Origin of the sequence: Thiomonas sp. 13-64-67, assembly GCF_002282795.1 — a bacterium.
Lineage (GTDB): Bacteria > Pseudomonadota > Gammaproteobacteria > Burkholderiales > Burkholderiaceae_C > Thiomonas > Thiomonas arsenitoxydans.
The window spans coordinates 1-2,189 of the sequence record NZ_NCKP01000126.1; the positions used below are offsets into that span (position 1 = coordinate 1).

Sequence of the window (2,189 nt, forward strand, 5' to 3'; positions counted from 1 at the left end):
CTTCGCGCTGATCACCGACAAGGCCATTCGCCGCGGCTCGTTCACCAGCGTCAAACAACTCGTGCAACGCATCGACCACTTCGTCGCCGCCCACAACATGAACTGCCAGCCATTCAAGTGGACCGCTACTGCCGACTCCATCCTCGAAAAGCTGCATCGACTTTGCTCACGTATCAGCGGGACAGGGCACTAGCCATACTGAGCGTTCTCGCCCTACTCGTCAAAAACCTGGTGCGTGGCCGTAAGGGTCGCGAATGGATGGCCACGCGCGACATGGATGTGGCGGCCAGCGTGATCGGAATTTCTCCGGTGCGTGCCAAGTTGTCCGCGTTCGCCGTGAGCAGCTTCATTGTCGGCATCGCGGGCGCACTCTGGGCCTTCGTTCATCTCGGATCCTGGGAGCCTGCCGCGTTCAATATTGATCTCTCGCTCAAGCTGCTGTTCATGATCATCATCGGCGGCCTGGGCTCGGTGATGGGCAGTCTGTTCGGTGCGGCCTTCATCGTGCTGCTTCCCATTTTTCTCAACCGCCTGCTCAGCTTTCTCGGGCTGCAAGCGTCCACTAGTTTTATTTCGCACCTGGAGTTGATGACCTTTGGGGTGTTGATCGTGCTGTTCCTGATCGCTGAGCCGCATGGCATGGCAAAGCTATGGAGCACGGCCAAGAACAAACTGCGGCTATGGCCTTTTCCGCACTGAGTTTTCCAAGCGGCGTAATCGCCGCACCTTGCCTGACCTCACCAAAACGATGAAGGAGACCCTCATGAACATGCGAAAAACCCTATTGGGCGCGACCGCCATGGTCGCGCTGGCAGCCTCGCTCGCTGGCCCGCTGGCGCAGGCTGCGGCAAATGAACAGTTCTTCCCAGTGCTTGTCTACCGTACCGGCCCCTACGGCCCGAACGGCGTACCGTGGGCCAACGGGTACGTCGACTATCTCAAAATGATCAATGCACGAGATGGTGGCGTCAATGGCGTAAAGCTCACCTGGGAGGAGTGCGAGACGGCCTACGCAACAGACCGCGGCGTTGAATGCTACGAGCGCCTCAAAGGGAAAGGCCCGACTGGGGCCACCGTAGTGCAACCACTATCCACCGGGGTGACTTTTGCTCTCACGGAAAAAGCCCCAAAGGACAAGATTCCGCTGATCACCGCAGGCTACGGACGGTCTGAATCCGCCGACGGCGCAGTCTTCAAGTGGAACTTCCCGATGCTCGGCACCTATTGGACCGCGGCGGACATCATCGTGCAGGCGCTCAGCAAGCGTGAGGGCGGGGCCGGAAAGCTCAAGGGAAAGACGATCGCACTCGTCTATCACGACTCGCCCTACGGGAAAGAGCCCATCGCGATGCTTGAGGCCCGCTCCAAGATGCACGGTTTCAAGTTCATCAAGTTGCCGGTCACCCACCCTGGCGTCGAGCAGAAGGCGACTTGGCTGCAGGTCCGCCGGGAACGGCCCGATTATGTGCTGCTGTGGGGATGGGGCGTGATGAATGCAACCGCGCTGAAAGAGGCCGTCGCCACAGCCTATCCACTGGATCGGATGTATGGCGTGTGGTGGTCTGGCGCTGAACCGGATGTGAAGGATGTTGGCGAATCCGCCAAAGGCTACAACGCGCTTGCCATGCAGTACGGCGCTGGAGTCGGCAAGGTGCAGCAAGACATCTTGAAATACGTCTATGACAAGAACAACGGCACTGGCGCACGGGATCTGGTCGGCCAAGTGCTCTACAACCGCGGTCTGTATTCCGCCATGCTCGCAGTCGAAGGCGTGCGCCGCTCCCAAGAACAATATGGCAAGAAACCCATGACTGGGGAGCAGGTGCGCTGGGGCCTGGAGAATCTGAACTTCAATGACGCTGCGCTGAAAAGACTGGGCATCGAAGGACAGCTTCGACCCCTGCGAACCACCTGCGATGACCACATGGGATCAAGCTGGGCGCGCATGCAGACGTGGGACGGGAAAAAGTGGGTGATGCACGACGCCTGGTATGAGGCCGACATGCAGATCATCAAGCCCATGGTCCGCGAGGCCGCAGCCAAATACGCCAAGGAGCACAACATTACGCCGCGCGACTGCGCAAAGGAAATGTAAGCGTCCCGCCAACCCCTCTTGACACCCGAAGTGAAGGTCAGGTGCTGAGTGCAGGGGGATTGGTATTCGCCCAGTTGTGCGGCAGCAATTCGCC

1 protein-coding gene and 2 pseudogenes are annotated in these 2,189 nt (G+C 59.3%); all 3 read left to right on the top strand.

Features of this window, described 5'->3' with window-relative positions; translation table 11 throughout:
* Positions 1-193: pseudogene (locus B7X30_RS15495) on the top strand (IS630 family transposase); the annotation flags it as partial.
* Positions 190-699 (top strand): annotated as a pseudogene (locus B7X30_RS15500) (branched-chain amino acid ABC transporter permease); the annotation flags it as partial. The pseudogenes B7X30_RS15495 and B7X30_RS15500, both read left to right, overlap by 4 nt.
* 64 nt (positions 700-763) lie before the next feature.
* Positions 764-2,095, top strand: coding sequence for an ABC transporter substrate-binding protein (locus B7X30_RS15505; protein WP_286731838.1), 1,332 nt, complete (start codon positions 764-766; stop codon positions 2,093-2,095).
* Positions 2,096-2,189: the final 94 nt, after the last annotated feature.